Origin of the sequence: Achromobacter pestifer, from assembly GCF_902859625.1 — a bacterium.
Taxonomy (GTDB): domain Bacteria; phylum Pseudomonadota; class Gammaproteobacteria; order Burkholderiales; family Burkholderiaceae_B; genus Achromobacter; species Achromobacter pestifer.
In genome coordinates this window covers 799,407-813,870 of record NZ_CADIJX010000003.1, presented here as the reverse complement: position 1 = coordinate 813,870, position 14,464 = coordinate 799,407, and the positions used below count along the sequence as shown (strand labels likewise).

Sequence of the window (14,464 nt, the reverse complement as noted above, 5' to 3'; positions counted from 1 at the left end):
AAAGCGCGGATCAGGGCGCCGGGTTCGGGTGGCGCACGTGGATCTCGTCCACCGCCTTCAGGAGTTCCGGCGACAGCGTGACATCCACGCTGTCAATGTTCTCTTTCAGTTGCGCAAGCGTCGTGGCGCCGATCAGGTTGCTGGTGACGAACGGACGCTGATTCACCCAGGCCAGCGCCAGATGGGTGGGCGACAAGCCGTGCTCACGCGCAAGCGCCACGTATTCGCGGGTGGCGGCTTCGGCCTGCGGATTGCTGTAACGGGTGAACCGCGTGTAGCGGGTCAAGCGCGCGCCTTCGGGGCGGGCACCGTCAAGGTACTTGCCGCAGAGCATGCCCATCGCCAGCGGCGAATAGGCCAGCAGACCCACGCCTTCGTGGTGCGTGAATTCGGACAGGCCGATTTCAAACACACGGTTCAAGAGGCTGTAGGCGTTCTGGATCGACACGATGCGCGGCAACGACTGATTGTCCGCGTGGCGCAGGAACTGGCCAACCCCCCAAGGCGTTTCGTTGGAGACGCCAACGTGGCGCACCTTGCCGGCGCGAACGAAGTCCTGCAAGACCGACAGCGTTTCCTCGATCGGCACGGTGTGATCGTCTTCCACCCAGGGGTAGTTCAGCTGGCCGAACGTGGCGGTAGTGCGATCAGGCCAGTGCAGCTGATACAGGTCCAGATAATCCGTCTGCAAGCGCTTCAGGCTGGCGTCCAGCGCAGCCGTCAGGTTCTTGCGGTCCAGGAAAGTCTTGCCGTCGCGGATGTGGCCAGGACGCTTGGGGTCACGCACCGGGCCGGCCACTTTGCTGGCCAACACGATTTCCTGGCGGCGCTTGCTGCGCGCCAGCCAGGTTCCGATATAGGTTTCGGTCAGGCCCTGGGTCTCGGGCTTGGGCGGCACCGGGTACATCTCGGCCACGTCGACCAGATTGACGCCGCGCGACAGCGCGTAGTCCAGTTGTTGGTGGGCTTCTGCCTCGGTATTCTGTTCGCCCCAGGTCATGGTGCCCAATCCAATCAGGCTGACATCCAGGTCGGTACGGCCGAGTTTGCGGGTTTTCAAGTTCTGCTCCGTGCGGGGGTCTTAGACAGGAAGCGACACCTTACTCCAAGATGTTGGCGTTTCCCTGACAACCCCTACGGGGATTCGGCTACTTGCCTGCGCCTTGCAATCCGCATACGCTGGCTTGTCCGAGACGGGAAAGCGCCATGTTCAGGAATTTCAACGAATCCTATCTGTTCTTCCTTGGCGTCCTGGTCTTCCTGGGCATCATCGAGCTGGGCTTCCGGTTGGGCCGGAAACAACGAAGACCCGCCGATGAGTCCCACAAGACGCACATCACGGCGTTGCAAACTGCCCTGCTCGGCCTGCTGGCCCTGCTGCTGGGATTTACCTTCGCCATGTCGGTCACGCGGTTTGAAGCACGCAAGAACCTGGTGCTGGAAGAGGCCAACGCCATTGGCAACGCTTATTGGCGTTCCCAACTGATCGCACAGTCTGCCCGCGAACAGATCCCCCGGTTATTGCTGGATTACACCAAGGCCGCACTGGATCTGCACGAGGCCGAAAACGACGCGCCCCGGTTCGATGCCGCCAACGCCACCACGCGGCGCATCGAACGCCAGATCCGCACCATCGCCGCAAACTCGGCCGACAATCCGCCCGCGATCTCGACCATCATGTTCATCCAGGCGATCAACGAAATGGCGCAGGTCAATGAAAAGCGCCGCGTTGCGCTGGAAAACCACGTGCCTGAACCGGTGTTCTACCTGCTGTTCATCGTCAGCGCGGGCGCCGTGGCCTTTATTGCCTACGGCACCGGCCTGCATGGGCGCAGGCGGCTGGTATCGACCGGACTGTTCGCTGCCCTGATCTCATTGGTGCTGACGTTCATCGTGGATATCGACCAGCCGGGCAGCGGCGTGATACAGGTCAGCCAGGAAAGCATGGAACGGATGCAGACGACGCTGGAGCACGAACTCTAGCGTCCAAGCGCCGGTTCAGAAGTGGTATTCCAGCACCTCGTCGCCCGCGTCATCCAGCGTGCCGGTGGAGCGCCACCCCAGATGACGGTAAAAGCCGTACGAGCGCACGGCCGGATCGGTGGCGCAGCCCAGGAACAAGCGGGCATGGCCGCGTTTCCGAAGCGCGTCAGCCGTCAGGTTCAAGACCGTCTTGCCCACGCCCTGCCCCTCGTATTGCGGCAACAACGCCAGTACGACGATTTCTCCGGTGTCGCGATGGCCGAAGCAATAGCCAGCCAGCTTGTCGCCATCCAGCGCGACAAAGCCCGGATATAGATCTTCCTGAATCCCCGCAGCCCAGGTTTCGCTGGTGATGCCGGCGTCGGCCAGCTCGGCTTCGGTGACGGCGTTTTCGCGGGTCATGCCGCGCAGCGTGACGCAGGCGGCGGCGTCAGCCGCGACCGCGGGTCTAAACGTGATGTCCATGATTGCTTATTTGCGTCGGCGTGCATTGCTCATGGAAGCCATGATAAATGACGCCGCCAACGCATCATCAACCCTGCGAGAGCTCCGCGACCGACCGCGCCAGATCCAGATACCGGCGGCGCAGGCTCGCCTCGGCCTGATCGCGTGGTTCCAGGCTGTTCTTGTCAGGCTCGTCCAGTTTGGCGGCCTGGAACATCGGCAGCAGATCACGCTTGAAGCTGTCCACCGTCGGCGTGACGGTATGCTCGACGAGCTTGCCCTGCACGTACTTGGACACCTGCATGGACAGGTTGCGCGACTGGCTCATCGACGCCGACGCCAGTGTGCCATGGTCATAGGCCAGATCCGTCCGGGTGCTGGTGGCGTCGTTGACCTGGTAGTAGAGATAATTCTGCGATGCCTTGTCCTCGGTCAGCGCCAGGGCGACCTGGGGCGACAGCGACTTATGAAAGCTGGCCTTCAGGGAGGTCTGCTGGTCTTGCGACACGGCCAGATTCCATCGGGCCTGCCCCGAGACCTTGCTGTTCTGCGACACCTGGAATGCAAACCCATCCACCTCATCGCGCCGGCCTGGGTTGACGCTCTTTGAGGTCTGTTTGATCGAAGCCGAAAAATCCGCCAGGCCTGACAGCAGGCTGCGGTGCGCTTGCGATGCGGGAATGCGCTCGACCGTGCCTGCCGGCTGGGCGCGCTGGGCTTGCGCCGCGCCGTAACTGCCGTGCACCGCAGAGAACGCATCCTTGAAGATGGACATCAACGTCTCGTCGCCCTGCCCTCGGCTGCGCGCACTGTCGAACTGCTGCAAGTACCTGCTGACGGCGGCGGCCTGCTGCTCGGCCGATCCAAACGTGGCCGGCTTGGTCAGGTCAACGCCAACCTTGACCTCGCCAGACGGCCCGGACACGGTCACGGATCGTTGCCCCGCGTCGGCGGAAAATTCGATGCTCTGGACCTCGACGCCATTCGTGCGCGTCGAGGCACGCAGATTCACGGACGACAGCAAGGACGTATCCATATCCGCCAACCCGGCGATGGCCAGGCGCGGGGGCACTTGGGCCAACCCGTCCAGCGCATCCTGAAAGCCGCCGGCCAATGAGGCAATCGCGTTGCGTTCGTCTTCGCTCAACGCCCCATTGGTCACGTCGATCTGCACCGCCATGCCTTCCGTGCCGCGTCGCAGCGAGACCTCGACCTGGGCGCCGCTGGCCGTACCGATGCGCAACGAGACCGTATTGTCGGCCAGCGCGCCCGGTGGCATGGCGCTGTTGGACACGGCTTGCGCGCCCGCTTCCGTGCGTCCGGCCGGCACAAACTGCGTGTAATTTCCCCCGTCGGTGCTGAAGCGGCTGAGCAACGCCGCCCCAACGTCCGAAAACGGATTGCCCCCGCCCAGCGAGAGCACCTTGCTGGACATCGCCACCCAAACGGGATCGGTCAGGGAGCCGGACTGCGTATAGGTCGACGCGCCGGAAGCCAATGCATTCTGACCCAGCCTGACGGCGGTCGACGCAGACGCGCCGGAGGATGGCGCGGCAACAAGCGCGCGCGAGATGGGATTGACGGTGCTGGGTTGGGCAACGCTAGGCAACGCTCCCGACGAACTGATGGCAGTCATGGTGGTGTCTTCCAGGCGCAAGGGCAGCGCCTGCCCTTTGGGATTCTCTTCAACTTGTAACGGCAGCCCCGACGAAAAATTAATGCCCCGATTTGCCAGTCATTCCCCCCTGCGGCGGAAATTCGTCATTGCCTCTCTATTTTTTGTATGCAAAAATATACAAAAATCAGATGAGACAAGCGTGCCCATCACCAAAAGCAATTCGCAGGCCTACGCGGCCTATAACGAAATCAAGCGCCGCATCCTTGCGGGCATGTTCACGCCCCGCGACCGCCTGCGCGAAGTGGAAGTCGCGAGCCTGCTGGAAATGGGCCGCACACCCGTGCGCGAAGCGCTCAAGCGCATCCAGGACGAGGGGCTGATCACGCACGAAGCCGGCCGTGGCCTGGTCGTCACCACCATGGACCAGCAAGAAGTCGGCGAGCTCTATTCCATGCGCGAAGTGCTGGAAAGCACCGCGGCAGGATTTGCCGCCCGCCACGCGACGGAAGCCGACATCGCCAACATGCAGGCCATTCTGGATGATGGCGACGGCGGCGATCCCGTCACGCAAAATCTGCGTTTTCACGAAGCCATCTACAGCGCCGCGCACAACCGGTATTTGATCCGATCGCTGCAATCGCTGACTGAAACCACTTACCTCCTGGGACGCAGCACGCTCAGTTCGCCCGACCGGGCGCAGCGCTCGAACCAGGAACACCAGGCCATCGTGGACGCCATCCGCAACCGCGACGTACAAGGCGCACAAGACGCCGCCCGCCACCATATTCACCAGGCCCTGCTGGAACGCCTAAAGATGCTGCGTCAGGGTTGAACGCGGCCGTCGATCGGAGACAAGTCGATGAGGAAGTCCCACGTATCCCCGCAGCGTCTGCTGGCGGGGCTGGCCCTGCTGTTGCCCGCTTTTTGCGCACCCGCGATGGCGGCCGACGCCTACCCCAGCCGTCCCATCACGCTGGTGGTGCCCTTTGCCGCAGGTGGCGGCACCGATAGCATTGCGCGCGACATGGCGCGCACGCTGGCCGACAAGCTCGGCCAATCGGTGGTGGTGGAGAATCGCGGCGGCGGTGGCGGTTCCATCGGCGCCAGCGCGGTGGCCAACGCCAAGCCCGACGGCTATACGCTGTTGTTCGCCACGTCCACTTTCGTGACCAATGCCGCAGCCGGCATCAGCACCACCTATGACGTGCGCAAATCCTTCGCGCCCGTCGCCATGCTGGGGCGCGGCCCCTTGTTCGTGGTGACTGCCAAGGACTTGAAACTGCACTCCATCGCCGACCTGCGCAAACTGGCCGCCACCCCGGACGCCAACCTGAATTTCTGCTCGGCGGGCAACGGCAGCATCAACCATCTGGCCGGTGAACTGTTCAAGCAGAAGACGCAGACGGCCATGACGCATGTGCCCTACAAGGGCAGCGGCCCCGCCACGGTCGATCTGCTGGCCGGCCGGGTGCAGGTGTTCTTCGCCACGGTCCCCACCATCCTGTCGCAGGTGCGCGACCAGCGCGTGGACCTGCTGGCCGTCACCGGCAAGACGCGCTCGCCGCTGTTCCCCGACACGCCTACCGTCGCCGAGGCGGGCGTTGCGGATTTCGACATCACCACCTGGTGGGGCGTCCTGGCGCCGGCCGGCACCCCAGCTGAAGTCGTGACCACGCTGAACCAGGCCATCAACGCCGCCGCGTCCGACACGCTGGTGCGCGATCGCCTGAAGCATGAAGGCGCCCAGGCCATCAGCGGATCGCCCGACGACTTCGGACAGGCGCTGTCGGCCGAGCTGGAGATGTGGCGCGGCGTTGTGCAGAAGTCTGGCATGGCGCTGGACTGAAGCCTCAACACGAAGCACACCAAGGAGACCATCATGCAGCCTGCACAGCCCCCATCGCGGTTAAGCCGCAGAACGTTGCTTCAAGGCGCCGCGGCCGGGCTGGCCTTGACGCTGGCCGGCGCGGCGCGCGCCGCTGACGCCTATCCGACCAAGCCGGTGACGCTGATCGTGCCCTACGCGCCGGGCGGACAGGGCGACGTGTTCGCCCGGATCCTGGCCGAGCGCCTGGGCACGGAGTTCAAGCAAACCGTCATCGTCGAAAACCGCCCGGGCGCGTCCGGCGCGGTGGGATCGCGGCTGGTGCTGCGCGCCCCGGCCGATGGCTACACGCTGCTGCTGGGCCAGACGGGCGAGATCGCGGTCAATCCCTACGCCATGAAGGCGCTAGGTTATGACCCCTTGCGCGAATTCGCGCCCGTGATCCTGGTGGGCGACTCACCGCTGGTGTTGGCCGTACCCGAAAAATCTCCCTATGCGGACCTGGGCGCGCTGATCGCGGCCGCCCGTGCCAAGCCCGACGCCTTGGCCTATGCCTCGTCCGGCACGGCCACGCCCGGCCATCTTGCCGCGGCCGCGCTGGCGCTGGGTACGCAGACCCGCATGATCCACGCCCCTTACAAAGGGGCCGGCCAAGCCATGTCCGACCTGTTGGGCGGCCATGTGGATTTCTTCTTCTCCAGCGCGTCGGCAGTCATGCCGCACGTCAACAGCGGCCGCCTCAAAGCGCTGGCGGTATCCTCGCGGGAGCGGGTGGCCGTACTGCCCCAAGTACCAACCGTCAGTGAAGTCGCCGTGCCGGACTTCCAATTCAGCCTGTGGGGCGGCGTGTTCGCACCGGCGCAAACGCCCGCGGCGATCGTGGAGCTGCTTAACCAGAAGCTCAATGCGATTCTGGCCGAACCCGCGATCAAATCCAGGCTGGAAGGCGACGGCGCGGCGGTTCGCCCCAACTCCACGCAAGTTTTCTCGGCCTTCGTGCGCAGCGAATCCGCCAAGTATCAACACCTGGTGCAAGCCACCGGGATTCAGGTCGAATAAGCCTGACCGTTCAACTCAACAGGAACACGCATCATGAAAATCGTTGTACTCCCCGGCGACGGCATCGGCCCTGAAACCATGGCGGTTGCCGTGGACGTCCTGGAAGCCGCCTCGCGCCGCTTTGGCCTGAATCTGCAATTCGATCACGACATCGCGGGCCACGACAGCCTGAAGCAGCACGGCGCGACGGTCACGCCCGGCTTGCTGGAAAAGGTGAAGGCCGCCGACGGACTGATGTTGGGCCCCATGGCCACGTACGACTTCAAGGACGAGGCGCGCGGCGAGATCAACCCGTCGATGTACTTCCGCAAGAACCTGGACCTGCACGCCAACATCCGCCCGGCGCGCACGTATCCCGGCATGAACGCACGGCTTGGCGAATTCGACCTGGTGGTCGTGCGCGAGAACACCGAAGGCTTTTACGCCGACCGCAACATCGCCTCGGGCGGCAGCGAAATGCTGATCACGCCGGATGTGGTGGTCTCGTTGCGCCGGATCACCCGCCAATGCTGCGAACGCATCGCGCGCACGGCCTTTGAACTGGCCATGACCCGCAGCAAGCACGTGACCATGGTGCACAAGGCCAACGTGCTCAAGCTGGGCGACGGCATGTTCCTGGAAATGTGCCGCCAAGTGGCCCAGGAATTCCCGGAAGTCCGCGTGGACGACGTCATCGTCGACGCCATGATGGCGCATGTGGTGCGTGCGCCGCAGCGCTATGACGTCATCGTCACCACCAATATGTTTGGCGACATCCTGTCCGACCTGACGGCCGAGCTGTCGGGCAGCCTGGGCCTGGGCGGATCGCTGAACGCCGGACGCGATTACGCCATGGGACAAGCCGCGCACGGCTCGGCGCCCGACATCGCCGGGCAGAACATTGCCAACCCGATCTCGCTGATTCTGTCGGGTGCGATGCTGCTGAACTGGCATGGCCAGAAGACCGGGCAGGCGCAGTTCCTGCAAGCGGCCGCCGCGCTGGAAGCCACCATCGCGGACACCATCTTGTCGCACGAATGCACGCGCGACGTCGGCGGCAAACTGGGTACGCGGGAAGCCGGCGCGGCATTCGTCGCACGCCTGCTGGCGGCCTGAATGAACGCGGCGCCGCTTCCCGCCCGCGCCTGCGACTGCCACGTCCATGTGGTGGCGCCGCAGGCCGGCTACCCCATGCTGCCCGACCGCCACTACACCCCTGGCCCTGCTTCGGTCGAAGACCTGCTTGCGCACCAGGCGCGGTTGGGGCTGGCGCACGCCGTGATCGTGCAGCCCAGCATCTATGGCACCGACAACCGCTTGCTGGTCGATAGCCTGCGCGCGTTGGACGGCGCGGCCCGCGGCGTGGCCGTGTTGGATGCCGAGGTGTCCGACGCCGAGCTGGTCCGCCTGCATGACGCCGGCGTGCGCGGGGTTCGGGTCAATCTTGAAAGCGTGGGCGCCAGCGATGCCGAAGCGGTCAGCCAGGCGCTGTCGGCCTGGGCCGGCCGCCTGGCGGGGCAGCCTTGGCACATTCAGATTTACGCATCGCTGGATGCCATCGCCTCGGCCGCTCCGGCCCTGCGCCGCCTGCCCGTGCCGGTAGTGCTGGATCATTTCGCGATGATTCCGGCGCAGGTGCCGCGACAGGACGCGCGCGTGGCGCAAGTGCTGAGCCTGGTGGCCAGTGGGGCCGCGTACATCAAGCTGTCGGCCGCGTATCGCATCACTGCCGATCCGGCCAACGCCGGCCAAGCTGCCCAAGTCGCGGCGCTGGCGCAAGCCATCGTCGCCTGCAACCCCGAGCGTGCGCTGTGGGCCAGCGATTGGCCGCATACCAATCGCGAGCCAGGCAAGCAGGCCACCGAGGTCAGCGCCTATCGCCCCATTGCCGCGCGGCAATTGCGCCACGAACTGGACGACTGGCTGCCTGACCCCGGCCTGCGGCAACAGGTGCTGGCCATGAACCCTGCCGCGCTGTACGGATTCTAGGAGTGGCTTTCAGCTACTGATCGAGGAATCCGCGCACGGCGTCCAGCACCACGTCTTCGCGTTCGCGATGCGGCACGTGGCCGCAGCCCGGCAGCGGCAGCATGGACGCCGCCCCGCCTGCCAGCGTGACGAATTTCTCGGGATGGCGCATCGATCCGTATTCGTCGTTTTCGCCATGGATGGCCAGGAACGGCACGGTCACGGCGGGCAACACGGCATCCAGGTTCCAATGGGCAAACTCCGCCGACAGCCAGGTTTTCACCCAGGCGTCCAACACCCATTGCGCCTTGTCGCCGTGGTAGCGCTTCAGACGGTCCAATTGGGCCGGATCCTTGAACTGTTCTCCGGCGACCCGGATGCCTTGCAGCGTACGGTCTTCGACGAACTCCTGCGCGGATTCCGTGATGACACCCAGACACTGTTGCGGATAGGCCGCCGCGATCGCCACCGACATCCCGCCGCCGACGCTGTGTCCAAAGACGATGAAGCGGCTCAACTGGAAATGCGCCAACAGCGCGGCAAAGGCGCCCAGCGCCTCGTCGTCAATGAAGCCGACCTGAAGGCGGCCAGGATGCGGATCGGACTTGCCAAAGCCCAATCGGTCATACGCGATCACCGTGCGTCCCGTGGCGCGAGCCAGGTTCGCCGGAAAATCCCGCCACAGGTCCACGCAACCCAGTGAATCGTGCAACAGCACGATAGGCGGGCTGTCGGCGGCCACGCCGGGCCACCATTTTGCATATATCCGGCCCTGCCCGGTCGGGATCAGGGATTCCTGCGGCGCCGCGTTGTCGACCATCATCCATCCTTTGTTCAATCCATCTGCTCGACAGATTCTGATGCGGATGGCGGCAACGAGCAACTCCCCCGGGGCAACGCCCGGAGGACCATGGATCAATAAGCCGCCGCCGAGTGGGACAGCGCCAGCGCCTTGGATGCCGGTGCATGCGTGTCGCCGCGCAGTTTGAACAACGCCACGGTATCGGCCAGCACGCGGGCCTGATCACTCAGCATGGCGGACGCGGCAGCCGATTCTTCCACCAACGCCGCGTTCTGCTGCGTTGCCTGGTCCATGTCGGCCACGCTACGGTCGATCTGGCTGATGCCCACGCTCTGTTCGGTCATCGCGCCATGGATCTCGGTCACCAGGCGCTGTACGCGGGAAATGCCGTCCACGATCTCGCTCATGGTGGAACCGGCGGCCTGCACCCGCTCGGTGCCGCTCTTGACGTTCTCGACCGACGCCTGGATCAGCCCCCGGATTTCTTGCGCGGACGCCGCGCTGCGCTGCGCCAGCGTGCGCACTTCGCCCGCCACCACCGCAAAGCCACGGCCCTGCTCGCCAGCGCGCGCCGCTTCCACGGCCGCGTTCAATGCCAGGATGTTGGTCTGGAAGGCGATGCCGTCGATCACGCTGATGATCTCGGTGATGCGCTGGGACGACTGAGAAATCGCGCTCATCGTCGTCACCGCATCCGTCACGACCTGACCGCCGCGTTCCGCCGCCGAGCTGGCTTCCGTGGCCAGGCGCGTGGCATGTTCCGCGGCCTCTTCCGTCTGCCGGACGCTGGAGGTCAGCTGCGTCAGCGCCGATGAGGTTTCCTGCAAGGAACCCGCCGACGTTTCGGTGCGCTGCGACAAGTCGCGGTTGCCCATGTCGATTTCGCTGGTGGCCGCCGACATCGAATGCACGCCCGTGCGCACATCCAGCATCACGTTGCTAATTTTGTCGACAAAGGCGTTGAAGGACGAAGAGATCTGCGCCACTTCATCATGTCCCACGACTTCCAGGCGATGCGTCATATCGCCGTCGCCGGAGCCGATGGTGTCCATCGCGTCGCGCACGGCCGACAGGCGCTTGAATGCGCGCGAGGTCACGATGCTGGCGATGGCGACCGCCGCGAGCGTCAGCACGACCAGCGAAATCAGCGTGGCGTTCAGCACTTGCGTCAGGCCCGCCGTGGCCTCGGCGCTATCCAGCGCGATCACCAGCGACCAGTCCGTACCCGGGATCTGGCGGGCCTTGATCAGCTTCTGCACGCCATCCAGGCTGACGGTGATGGGTTCCGCGCCATCGCGCGCCATGGCCGCCAGGGCCGCCGGCGTCAATTCAGGCGCAACGTCGGTCGACGGCTTCAGCGCCAGCTTGTCGTTCACGTGCGCAATGACCTGGCCATCCGAGGCCACCACGAAAGCCAGGCTGGACGGCGTGGGACGGATCGCCTTGATGATGTTCTGGATGCCATCCAGCGGCACCGCGCCACTCAGCACACCGGTCGTCTGCCCGCCTCGGATCATGGGGGTGGTAAAGGCCACATAGAGCTTGCCCGTGCCTGAATCGCCATAGGGCTTGGTGACGGTAAGCTTGCCGGCCGCGACCGCGCTCTTGTACCAGGGACGCGCCGTGGGATCGTAGTCCGCGGCAACCTGCGTGGTCGAAAAGAAGGTCTTGTCGGACCAGCCTATCGTCGAGATGGGGAAACCGTTGGTTTCGCCCATCAGCTTGGTCAAGCCGCGCGGGTCGCCCTTTTCCACCACGGCCGCGGTGGCGACGACGGCCTGAGCCTTGTCCTCGGACCAGCGCTCAATGGCACGGCCATTGCCGGCGGCAATGGCGTCCAGGTTGCCCGAGATCGTCGCCATCATGTTGCTGCGCACGATCTGGTAGGTGGTGATACCCGAGAGCACCAGGGCACCGACGACGGTAAAGCAAGTAATCAACAGGATCCGATTACGCAACGAGGTAATTTTCATGCTTGCCTTCTTTCAGCCACTGCCCATATCGGAGGACACGGGTCTCCAGCCCGCCGGAGAACCGGCAGCCACGATGGACTTACGGCAGGTCTTGCCGGGACTTTAGGGAAAACCCTGATAATTTCATTAATTACCTATTTCAAGGGATAGCCGTCTGCCCTTGCCGTTGTCACAATTAAAATCGGGCGATCCTGCCCTCTATTCACTGCACCCCCCTATGTCAACCACCCCGCAAGCCCCCGAGCTCACCCTGCCCGCCCCGGTGCTGCTGGTGGAAGACGAACCCTTGGTCTGTCGCCGGCTGGAAGGCCTGCTGCTGCAACTCGGCTATCAGCCGGATGCCCTGATCTTTGCCGCATCCCTGGCCGAGGCGCGCGCTTGCCTGGCTTCCCAGCCCGTCGCCCTGGCGCTGGTGGACCTGGGCTTGCCGGACGGCAGCGGCATTGACCTGATCGCCGACATGCACGCCGCCGACCCCGGCCTGGCCATCCTGGTCATTTCCGCCTGGTGCACGGAAGACGCGATCCTGGCCGCGCTGCGGGCCGGCGCCACGGGTTATGTACTGAAAGAGCGCGACGACATCGAGGTCTCGCTGTCGTTGCGCAGCGTGCTGCGCGGCGGAGCGCCGATCGACCCCTTTGTTGCCCGCCGCATCATCGACGAACTGCGGCCTCGGCCCTCGGAGCAATCCGATACCGTAACCAGTGAGATACTTAGCCCCCGCGAAAGCCAGATCCTGCGTCTGGTGGCTGAAGGGCTGGCCAATCGCGAAATCGCCGAGCAGTTGTTCCTGTCGCGCTACACCGTCGAATGCCACATCAAGCACATCTACCGCAAACTGGCCGTCTCCTCGCGCACGCGAGCGGTCCATGCCGCGCGCTCGCGCGGTTTGCTGGACTGAGATGGCTGTTTGCTTGCTGGCTGGCGCTATTCGCCCTTCCGGTCTTTGCCGCGCCAGTCACGCCTGTCGCGCCAGCGGCTTGCGCGGTCCAGGTGCTGTCCATCACGGCCGCCCAAGGCACGGCCGACGGCCGCCGGCCTGAGGCCTCGGGTTGGCAGCCCGTGTCGCTGCCCGACAACTGGAGCACCCGTTGGCCTGGCTACAGCGGCACCGTCTGGTATCGCATTGACTGGCAACGCCCATGCCCGGGCCAGATGGGCGAGCCGGTCGGGCTGACGCTGGAATCCATCGTCATGGCTGGCGAAGTGTTCGTCAACGACGAGCTGATCTGGCGTGACTCGCATCTGACTGAACCGCTGTCGCGCAGCTGGAACATGCCGCGCTATTGGCGCCTGCCCGAAGCGCTGGTGCGCGACGGCGTGAACACGGTGTGGGTGCGCGTGGTCGGCGTGGCGCAGCAAACACCTGGGCTGGGGCCCGTGTATCTGGGCCAATCCCGGGCCATGCAGGCGCTACAGGAAGATCTGTGGCTGACGAATCGCACCTTGTACACCCTGAATCTGATCATCTCAGGCGTCATGGGCGCGCTGTTCTTCTGCATCTGGATCGTCCGCCGCGAACAGACCACCTATGGCTGGTACGCGCTGATGTCCTTGTTTTGGGTGCTGTTCATCGCCAACGTGCTGCTGACCAGTCCCTGGCCGTTCACCAGCACCTTGACGGCAGCCCGGGCCAACTCCATGGCCCTGGTGCTCTACACCGCTTGCTTCTGCCTCTTCACCTGGCGCTTCAGCCAACAAATCTGGCCGCGCACCGAACGCATGCTGTGGGTCGCGGCGGCAGGGCTGCTGGCCATGCTGGCCTTCACGCCAGATTCCGCGTTGCCCACGGCGCAGACCATCGGCGTGCTGACATCCGCCGGTGTTTTTCTGTCCAACTGCCTGCTGTTCTCCTGGCACGCCGTGCGCCACCGGCGGCCAGAAAACACCCTGCTGGCGGCATGCCTGCTGATCGTCTTCGTCGTCAGCATTCATGATCTGCTGCTGCTCATGAAGATCATCGGCCCCGGCGTTTCCTATACCTCCGTATCAAGCATCATCGTGACCCTGTTCATGTCCGCCATCCTGGGCTTGCGCCATGCACGCAACGTGCGGCGCATTGAACGCTTCAACCATGAGCTGGCGGAGGGCATTTCGCGGGCGCGCACGGAACTGGCCACCACGCTGGCGCGCGAACACGACCTGGCGATGAGCCATACGCGGCTGCAAGAACGGTTGCAGATTGCGCATGACCTGCATGATGGACTGGGTGGATCCCTGGTGCGCATGATGGCCATGATCGAGCAGGCCAACACGCCGTTGCAGAGCCAGCAATTCCTGTCGATGCTGAAGCTGCTGCGCGACGACCTGCGTCAAACGATCGACACGGGTTCCAGCGCGGGCGTCAAGGTGCCGGCAACGCCGCCAGAATGGTCTGCCCCGCTACGCCATCGTTTCGTGCAGTTGTTCGACGAACTGGACCTGGATTCCAGCTGGCAGGTTCCGCCCCAATGGATCACCCCGCCCAGCCCCTTGCAATGCCTGGCGCTGACCCGGCTGGTGGAAGAGGCCCTGACCAACGTGGTCAAGCACAGCCGTGCGCGCTGCGTGCAGCTGCAACTGCTGCAACCAGGCCCCGACCAACTGGAACTCCGCATCGAGGACGACGGCGCCGGCTTCGACGTGGCGGCCGTGCGGCTGGCAGGCGTCAGCGTCGGCATGCGCAGCATGCATGCCCGTATCGCCCGTGTGCACGGGACGCTGGAAGTCTCGTCGGTGCCGGGTCAGACGATCTTGACCGCGCGCCTGCAATTACCCCCTGCCGCGCTGCAATCGGTCTAGAATCCGTCAACGTTCAGGCCCGGGAATGCCTG

At 64.6% G+C, this 14,464-nt stretch carries 13 protein-coding genes; 8 read left to right on the top strand and 5 right to left on the bottom strand.

Translation table 11 applies throughout. The annotated features are described in order from the left end of the window. Positions 1-10: 10 nt before the first annotated feature. Positions 11-1,060 (bottom strand): NADP(H)-dependent aldo-keto reductase, encoded by a 1,050-nt coding sequence (locus HV753_RS15285; protein ID WP_175175323.1) that lies wholly within the window; start codon positions 1,058-1,060, stop codon positions 11-13. A 146-nt stretch (positions 1,061-1,206) separates the two neighbouring features. On the opposite strand from HV753_RS15285, the gene HV753_RS15280 reads away from it, so the two are divergent. After that, positions 1,207-1,983 (top strand): bestrophin-like domain, encoded by a 777-nt coding sequence (locus HV753_RS15280; RefSeq protein WP_175175322.1) that lies wholly within the window; start codon positions 1,207-1,209, stop codon positions 1,981-1,983. A 15-nt stretch (positions 1,984-1,998) separates the two neighbouring features. On the opposite strand, the gene HV753_RS15275 is transcribed toward HV753_RS15280, so the two are convergent. Together HV753_RS15275 and HV753_RS15270 are read right to left on the bottom strand one after the other, a co-directional pair. Continuing rightward, positions 1,999-2,448, bottom strand: coding sequence for a GNAT family N-acetyltransferase (locus HV753_RS15275; RefSeq protein WP_175175321.1), 450 nt, complete (start codon positions 2,446-2,448; stop codon positions 1,999-2,001). A gap of 67 nt (positions 2,449-2,515) precedes the next feature. Next, on the bottom strand, positions 2,516-4,063 hold the full coding sequence (locus HV753_RS15270) for a hypothetical protein (protein ID WP_175175320.1): 1,548 nt from the start codon (positions 4,061-4,063) through the stop codon (positions 2,516-2,518). Between the two features lie 181 nt (positions 4,064-4,244). Here HV753_RS15270 and HV753_RS15265 point away from each other — a divergent pair, with 181 nt between their 5' ends. From HV753_RS15265 to HV753_RS15245, 5 genes are read left to right on the top strand one after another with little or no spacing between them, the layout of a single operon-like run. Continuing rightward, positions 4,245-4,877 (top strand): GntR family transcriptional regulator, encoded by a 633-nt coding sequence (locus HV753_RS15265; protein WP_246288284.1) that lies wholly within the window; start codon positions 4,245-4,247, stop codon positions 4,875-4,877. 27 nt (positions 4,878-4,904) lie between these two features. Next, complete coding sequence (locus HV753_RS15260) at positions 4,905-5,891, top strand: tripartite tricarboxylate transporter substrate binding protein (RefSeq protein WP_175175318.1); 987 nt, start codon at positions 4,905-4,907, stop codon at positions 5,889-5,891. Positions 5,892-5,924: 33 nt separating this feature from the next. Beyond that, positions 5,925-6,929, top strand: a complete 1,005-nt coding sequence (locus HV753_RS15255) for a Bug family tripartite tricarboxylate transporter substrate binding protein (RefSeq protein ID WP_175175317.1) — start codon at positions 5,925-5,927, stop codon at positions 6,927-6,929. Between the two features lie 33 nt (positions 6,930-6,962). Continuing rightward, positions 6,963-8,024, top strand: a complete 1,062-nt coding sequence (locus HV753_RS15250; RefSeq protein ID WP_175175316.1) for an isocitrate/isopropylmalate dehydrogenase family protein — start codon at positions 6,963-6,965, stop codon at positions 8,022-8,024. Next, complete coding sequence (locus HV753_RS15245; protein WP_175175315.1) at positions 8,025-8,897, top strand: amidohydrolase family protein; 873 nt, start codon at positions 8,025-8,027, stop codon at positions 8,895-8,897. It abuts the gene before it with no gap. A 13-nt stretch (positions 8,898-8,910) separates the two neighbouring features. Here HV753_RS15245 and HV753_RS15240 read toward each other — a convergent pair whose 3' ends face one another. Both HV753_RS15240 and HV753_RS15235 read right to left on the bottom strand, forming a co-directional pair. Next, the gene (locus HV753_RS15240; RefSeq protein ID WP_175175461.1) at positions 8,911-9,699 is read right to left on the bottom strand and encodes an alpha/beta fold hydrolase; all 789 of its coding nucleotides are present in this window, start codon (positions 9,697-9,699) and stop codon (positions 8,911-8,913) included. Between the two features lie 92 nt (positions 9,700-9,791). Continuing rightward, the gene (locus HV753_RS15235; RefSeq protein WP_175175314.1) at positions 9,792-11,651 is read right to left on the bottom strand and encodes a methyl-accepting chemotaxis protein; all 1,860 of its coding nucleotides are present in this window, start codon (positions 11,649-11,651) and stop codon (positions 9,792-9,794) included. 217 nt (positions 11,652-11,868) lie between these two features. On the opposite strand from HV753_RS15235, the gene HV753_RS15230 reads away from it, so the two are divergent. Both HV753_RS15230 and HV753_RS15225 read left to right on the top strand, forming a co-directional pair. Then, positions 11,869-12,552, top strand: a complete 684-nt coding sequence (locus HV753_RS15230; protein WP_175175313.1) for a LuxR C-terminal-related transcriptional regulator — start codon at positions 11,869-11,871, stop codon at positions 12,550-12,552. A 92-nt stretch (positions 12,553-12,644) separates the two neighbouring features. Further along, the gene (locus HV753_RS15225) at positions 12,645-14,432 is read left to right on the top strand and encodes a sensor histidine kinase (protein ID WP_246288283.1); all 1,788 of its coding nucleotides are present in this window, start codon (positions 12,645-12,647) and stop codon (positions 14,430-14,432) included. Positions 14,433-14,464 lie beyond the last annotated feature (32 nt).